This is a genomic window from Microbacterium panaciterrae (assembly GCF_039541635.1).
Taxonomy (GTDB): Bacteria; Actinomycetota; Actinomycetes; order Actinomycetales; family Microbacteriaceae; genus Microbacterium; species Microbacterium panaciterrae.
The window spans coordinates 272,231-278,425 of record NZ_BAABGP010000022.1 but is presented as its reverse complement, the minus strand read 5'-3'; the positions used below and the strand labels follow the sequence as shown (position 1 = coordinate 278,425).

Here is a 6,195-nt window from a genome sequence, read left to right as displayed (position 1 = left end):
CACCACGTACGGGAATGGGCCGACGGCGGCCCCACCCACACCAGCAACGGTGTGAGCCTCTGTTGGCACCACAGAGAGCATGAGAGGGCGCCTGTTCCGGCGGCTGCCTGACTCTCGCTTCCATCGACGTCGGAGCATCGCCAGAGTGGGTGTTGCCGGTCCCGCAGCGGGCTGACTCTTGGCATCAGTGACGCTTCTCGGCTGTCTTCAAGTGGATCTGTCGACCGTTGCCGGGACCGGTGCAACCCAGTCACCGACGTGACGGCCGTGACTTGATAGGAGCTTGCTACAACAAGCCCGTCTCTGTGCTGTCCAACCGTCACGTCGGCGACTTCACCACCCATCGGATGAAGGACGGCAGGACCAGCATGACAAACCAACAACTCGAGCGCATGGTCGTCGGCGGTGTCGACACGCACAAGCTCACCCATCACGCGGCAGCACTGGACGCCGCGACAGGTCAACTCCTCGATGATCAGGAGTTCCCTGCGACCTCCGCGGGATACGCGCAGATGCTCACCTGGTTACTCACTCACGGCATGGTCCTCAAGGTCGGCATCGAAGGAACCGGGTCCTTCGGCGCGGGTCTTCACCGACACCTCCACAACAGCAACATCACGGTCACGGAAGTTCTCCGACCGAACCGACAAGACCGCAGAGCACGGGGAAAGTCCGACCCGATCGACGCGATCAACGCAGCCCGCGCCGCTCTCAGCGGCACCGCATCGACCATCCCGAAAGACCGCGAGGGCTTTGTCGAAGCAGTGCGATTGATCCGTGCAACACGACGCAGCGCCGTTCGCGCTCGACGCGTCGCGATTCAACAGATCCACGGCATCCTCTGGTCCGCGCCAGAAGAACTCCGTGAACGTCTGACCGGCTACGACCGCGCTGCGCTGGTGACACGCTGCGCGAAGCTGCGCCCACCCACTCACCTCCCCCTACATGACCCCGCGGTGACTGCGCGCCGAATGCTGCGGCGCTTGGCGCGACGAGTCCAGCAACTCGACGAGGAGATCGCCGACGCGAACACCGAACTCGAGATCATCCTGCGCCAGCACACCCCGACACTCATGAACATTTTCGGCGTCGGCGCCGAGGCAGCCGGGCAGATTCTCACCACCGCCGGCGAGAACCTCGACCGACTTCACTCCGAAGCTGCCCTCGCCCGCATCTGCGGCGTCGCCCCCATCCCCGCCAGCTCAGGCAACACCACCCGGCACCGACTCCACCGCGGCGGAGACAGGGCCGCCAACTCCGCAATCCACCTCATCGTGATCAACCGACTCCGATGGCACGCACCCACCCGGGCCTACGTCGCCAAGCGCACCGCGGAAGGCAAGACCAAAAAGGAGATCATCCGCTGCCTGAAACGAGCCGTAGTCCGCGAGCTCTACCGGGCCCTCCGAACCGACCTCAAAAACGCCCTTGACGATGCATAGGAGCATCCATCGCACCCAGGAGACATCGGGCTGGCAGATCCGCATGCGCCACGGTGTCCCCGAGATCCGCGGACCCCACTGGTGGGACCCCTACGCCCGATGGCACCGACCCCGAACCCGCCACCACACCAGAACCGCGGCCGAAACGCTCGCCGACGCCCTCACCCCACGCAGGTGCTGAGCACGCCGCGACCCGCTGCAGATGGGCGGATCCCGCCGAGTCCGCCTGATACGTTTCGACGATGCCCCCGCACCACTCAGCGATCGCATGCGCCCTCCCTCCCGGACGGCGCGCATGATCGACCTCGCTCCGTGGGCGTGGATCTTCCTGGCGATCGCGGGAACGATCGTGGGGCTGTCGAAGACCGCCCTGCCCGGGGCGAGCACGATCTCCGTCGCGATCTTCGCCGCGCTGCTGCCCGCGCGCACGTCGACGGGGGCTCTGCTGATCCTGCTCATCGTCGGCGACATGTTCGCGCTGCTCACCTGGCGCCGCCATGCGCACTGGCCGACGCTGCTGCGCCTGGCGCCCGCCGTCGCCGCGGGGATCGTGCTCGGTGCCGTGTTCCTGGCTTTCGCGAGCAACACCGTGGTGCGCCCCGTGATCGGCGCGATCCTGCTCGCGATGGTCGCCATCACGTGGTGGCGCCGGGCCCGCCCGGCGACGGCCCCGACGACCAGCGATGGAGCGTCGCATCTCGGCACCACACTCGGATACGGCGCACTCGGCGGCTTCACCACGATGGTCGCCAACGCCGGCGGCCCGGTCATGTCGATGTACTTCCTCGCGATGCGCACCCCGGTGAAGGTGTTCCTCGGCACCGCCGCCTGGTTCTTCGCGATCGTGAACATCGTCAAGGTGCCGGTGCTCGCAGGGCTCGGCCTGATCACCCTCCCCGTGCTGCTGATGGATGCCGTGCTCGTTCCCATGGTCGTCGTCGGCGCGCTGCTCGGGCGATGGCTGATCCCGCGGATCCATCAGGCGCTGTTCGACCGGATCGTGCTGGCCCTCACGATCCTCGGCGCCGCCTATCTGCTGATCCCCTGACCCCAGGGATGCCGAAGCGTCGCGGCCACGAGCGAGCGGATCCGTACCGTGCCACAGGGCTTCTCCCGACGCCCTGTTCAGTCTCAGCGATCCACCGTGCGTACTTCCTCGCCAAACGCGGCCTCCACCGCGGCCAGCGCCTCGAGCGCGCCGCGGGTCGGCGCGATCCGCGCGAGTCCGCGGTACAGACGCAGCAGAGCCGCACGATCCACCACGCCCGTGCGCGCCCGATCGCAATGCACCGACTGGATCGCGGCCTCGAGCTGGAACCGTCCGGGTTCTCGCCCCTCGGCGACACCGCCCAGCGCAGCCGCCCGATGCAGCAGCGCCTCGCCCTCCGCGATGAGCGCGCGATCCCAGAGAGCGGGATCCTGCTCGTCCAGCGGTGGCCACGGATCCCCCACCCGTGCCGGCGCCCGGGACTGGGCGAGCGTGAGCAGCGCCGCGAGCCCCCACGCCTCCGCGTCGGTGTCGAGCAACGTGGCGGTGAGCACGGCGAGCCACCGGGCCTCGTCAGCGATCGACGTGCGTATATCGTCGTGCCGGTCCAGCCAGTCCAGGGCGTAGGCGCCGTAGATCGCCTCGAGCACCGCCGCCGTGCGAACCGGCATGTCGGCGCGGGTGGGGAGCGAGAACGGGATGCCGGCGTCGCGGATCTTGCGCTTCGCCCGCACCAGGCGCTGCGCCATCGCGGCGGGCTCGACGTCGAACACCCGCGCCACCTGGGCGGCATCGAAGCCGAGGACGGTCTGCAGCATGAGAGGCGTGCGGATCCCCGCGTCGATCGCCGGATGCGCGCACGCGAACAGCAGCTCAAGCCGCCGATCCGGGATCGCGTCGCCTCGCTCCACCAGAGCGACGACGTCGACGCCGGCGTCCGCACGCCCCGCATCGTCGGCGTCGTCGAGCGGCGCCCGGGTGCGGCGCGCCGCGGATCCCCACACGTCGCGCAGTCTGTTGCGTGCCACGGTGAGCAGCCATCCTTCCGGGTTGTCCGGCACGCCCGCGTCCGGCCAGGTGCGCAGGGCGCGCTCAAGCGCATCGGCCAGGCAGTCCTCGGCGAGCGCGAGATCACCGGTGCCGCCGGCCAGGAGCGCAATGAGCCGACCGTACGAGGATCGCACCGCGCGCTCGGCGGCGGCGCGGGCCTCGTCGGCCGGGCTCATCTCGCCTCCTGACATCATCCGATATACCGGCGGCGGACCGTTACCGAACCGGGGTCTCGCCCTGCCAGGCGCCGTCGACGAAGCGCGTCGCGACCGGGCGCACCTCGACCGCGCCCCAGGCGACGGAAGGCGCCTGGGCCGCCCACGCGATGGCGGCGTCCAGGTCGTCCACCTCGATCACGAACGTGCCGCCGACCTGTTCCTTGGTGTCGGCGAACGGTCCGTCCTGGATGACCTGCCGGCCATCGCGCACGCTCACGGTCGTGGTGGCGGTGGAGGGGTGCAGCACCTCGGCGCTGCGCAGCACACCGGCCTCATCCAGTGCCTGGGCGTAGACGTCGAAGGCGCGCATGCCCTCCGCGAGGGCCTCGGGCCCGAGGTCTTCGGCACTCATCTCGGGGTACTGCAGCAGCAGCGTGTAACGCATGATCCGTCCTTTCGTGAGGATATCGACATCATGGTGACGATCGACCCGGCCGCCGATCGACATCATCCTCCGGAGGATCCGCGGTGTGCCATCCAGCTCTCGAACGTGGTCGGTCCGATCTGCGCGGCCGGCGAGGGCAGCAGCGTCGTACGGCCGATGCGGCCGCCGAAGTACAGCGCCTCATCGGCGGTGACGACGCTCCGACCGTCACCCGCTGCCGCGAGCCCGCGCGCGACGAACCCGGCGAGGGGCAGGATCTCCGGTCCGGCGATCTCCCGGGTGTCGTCCGCCGCATCGCCCAGGACGATGTCGGCCATGGCCTCGGCGACGTCGTCTGCGGCGATCGGCTGCACCAGCGTCGGGGGCAGCACGACCGTCGCGTCGATCGTGGCCGAATCGGCGATCGCCGGCGCGAACTCGAAGAACTGGGTCGCGTGCACGAGCGTGAACGGCACACCGCCCGCCCGGACGACCTGCTCGCCTGCGGCCTTCGCCCGGTAGAACGGGACCTCGGTCGCTTCCGCCGTGCCCACCGCGGCGAGCGCGACGTGGTGCCGCACTCCGGCCGCACGTTCGGCCGCCAGCATGCGCGCCATGCCGATCTCGAAGTAGGCCTCGAGCACGGTGGGGTCGTACGTGCGCGGCTTTGACACGTCGACCACCGCGTCGGCACCGCGAAGGACCGGATCCAGGCCCTCCCCGGTCATGATGTCGACACCGGTTGACGGAGATGCGGCGACAGCGTCGACGCCGCGAGCGCGGAGCAGCTCGCGCACCCGGGATCCGATCAGTCCCGTGCCTCCGAGGATGACGACCTTCATCGAACCACTCCCCTCAACCGGTCCCGCCGACGATCGAGCCGAGCCCCGCTCACCCGCTCACTCCGCTCCGCTGAGAACCGCCTGCAGCACGGTGGCCTCGCTGATGTCGGAGCGCTTCGCCGCCGTGAGCAGCGTGACCGGCCCCTGCCGCACGAGCGCGCGCAACCCGGCGAGCGCGTCCGCCTGCGCCGGCTCGGCGAGTTCGACACGGTATCGGCGCGCGAACTCCGCGAACTTCTCCGGATCGTGCGCGTACCACTGCCGCAGCTCGGTCGACGGCGCGACGTCCTTGCACCATTCGTACAGGTCGGCGCGCTCCTTGCTCACGCCGCGCGGCCACAGCCGGTCCACGAGCACCCGCGTGCCGTCGTCCGGATCCGGCGCATCGTAGATCCGCCGCACCCGGACATCGGATCCTGGCCCAGACCCCGATCCGTAAGCAGCCGCCGCGGTCATCATCACTCCCGCGATCCGAGGATGACGCTGGCCTCGGACGTGTGGGCCGAGAACGTCACCGACTCCTGCGCGTACAGCCGGATCCCGTCCGCGTCGTGCGAGAGGTAGCCGATCGCGACGTCCTGTCCGAGCGTGAGGGCGAAGTCGCCGCCGCGCAGGGTGAGCACGATCGCGCCCTCGAGCGCGGGGGCGAACACGATGGTCCCGTCGTCGCCGAGCAGCCGGCGCAGATGCTCGAGCACCGGGTAGCCGTGGTCGACCGTCTCGGTCGCCGCGGTGTACAGGTCGGTCGAGAGCAGCAGTGCATACGGACCCTGCACGCCCACGGTGCGCAGCACGGCGAGCGCCTGGGCGACGGCGGCCGGAAGCTCGCGCGGATCCGCCGGGAGCGCAATCGGCGCGTTCGAGGAGCTCGCGATGATGCCCTGCACGCCCGCGGCCTCCGAGCCGGCGAACACGAGCGTGTCCTCGGCGGTGGCCAGTGCCTCGACCGCGTCTTTGACCGGCTGCCAGTCGGAGTCCTGCGCACCGCGCTCCACGTCGTCGACGGCGGCGGTCGTCACCGTGAACGGCGCCCGCAGCTCGATGAGCGGCTGCACCTGACGCCGACGGGCCTCGACCGACGGGCCGGGGGCGGCGATCGGCTCGACATGCCCGGTGCCGACCGCCGACAGCGCGGATCCGCCCGGTTCCGGCACGTCGACGACGCGGCGCCCAGCGATGCGGGTGATGAACGTGCGGCGCGCCTCGTCGTCGATCTGATCCCACGCGGCCGACGAGATCGGTGCGAGTCTGCGGTGGAGGTTGTCCATGTCTTCGACCTTTCGCTGTCTGA

The 6,195-nt window shown here is 69.9% G+C and carries 7 protein-coding genes; 2 read left to right on the top strand and 5 right to left on the bottom strand.

Going from position 1 to position 6,195, the window contains the following annotated elements; genetic code table 11:
* The first annotated feature begins 368 nt into the window (after positions 1-368).
* Positions 369-1,442 (top strand): IS110 family RNA-guided transposase, encoded by a 1,074-nt coding sequence (locus tag ABD882_RS16455; protein ID WP_425563388.1) that lies wholly within the window; start codon positions 369-371, stop codon positions 1,440-1,442.
* A 295-nt stretch (positions 1,443-1,737) separates the two neighbouring features.
* Positions 1,738-2,490 carry a sulfite exporter TauE/SafE family protein gene (locus ABD882_RS16450; protein WP_345188470.1) on the top strand — a complete coding sequence of 251 codons (753 nt, stop codon included), beginning with the start codon at positions 1,738-1,740 and terminating at the stop codon, positions 2,488-2,490.
* Positions 2,491-2,573: 83 nt separating this feature from the next.
* Here the strand turns inward: ABD882_RS16450 and ABD882_RS16445 are convergent, their stop codons facing one another.
* The 5 genes from ABD882_RS16445 to ABD882_RS16425 form a co-directional block, all read right to left on the bottom strand.
* On the bottom strand, positions 2,574-3,656 hold the full coding sequence (locus tag ABD882_RS16445; RefSeq protein ID WP_345188469.1) for an RNA polymerase sigma factor: 1,083 nt from the start codon (positions 3,654-3,656) through the stop codon (positions 2,574-2,576).
* 40 nt (positions 3,657-3,696) lie between these two features.
* Complete coding sequence (locus ABD882_RS16440; RefSeq protein ID WP_345188468.1) at positions 3,697-4,083, bottom strand: YciI family protein; 387 nt, start codon at positions 4,081-4,083, stop codon at positions 3,697-3,699.
* 62 nt (positions 4,084-4,145) lie between these two features.
* Positions 4,146-4,904 carry an SDR family oxidoreductase gene (locus tag ABD882_RS16435; protein ID WP_345188467.1) on the bottom strand — a complete coding sequence of 253 codons (759 nt, stop codon included), beginning with the start codon at positions 4,902-4,904 and terminating at the stop codon, positions 4,146-4,148.
* A 57-nt stretch (positions 4,905-4,961) separates the two neighbouring features.
* A complete protein-coding gene (locus tag ABD882_RS16430; RefSeq protein WP_345188466.1) occupies positions 4,962-5,306 on the bottom strand; it encodes a DUF488 domain-containing protein in 345 nt (114 codons plus the stop codon).
* A gap of 56 nt (positions 5,307-5,362) precedes the next feature.
* The gene (locus ABD882_RS16425; protein WP_345188464.1) at positions 5,363-6,172 is read right to left on the bottom strand and encodes a family 1 encapsulin nanocompartment shell protein; all 810 of its coding nucleotides are present in this window, start codon (positions 6,170-6,172) and stop codon (positions 5,363-5,365) included.
* Positions 6,173-6,195 lie beyond the last annotated feature (23 nt).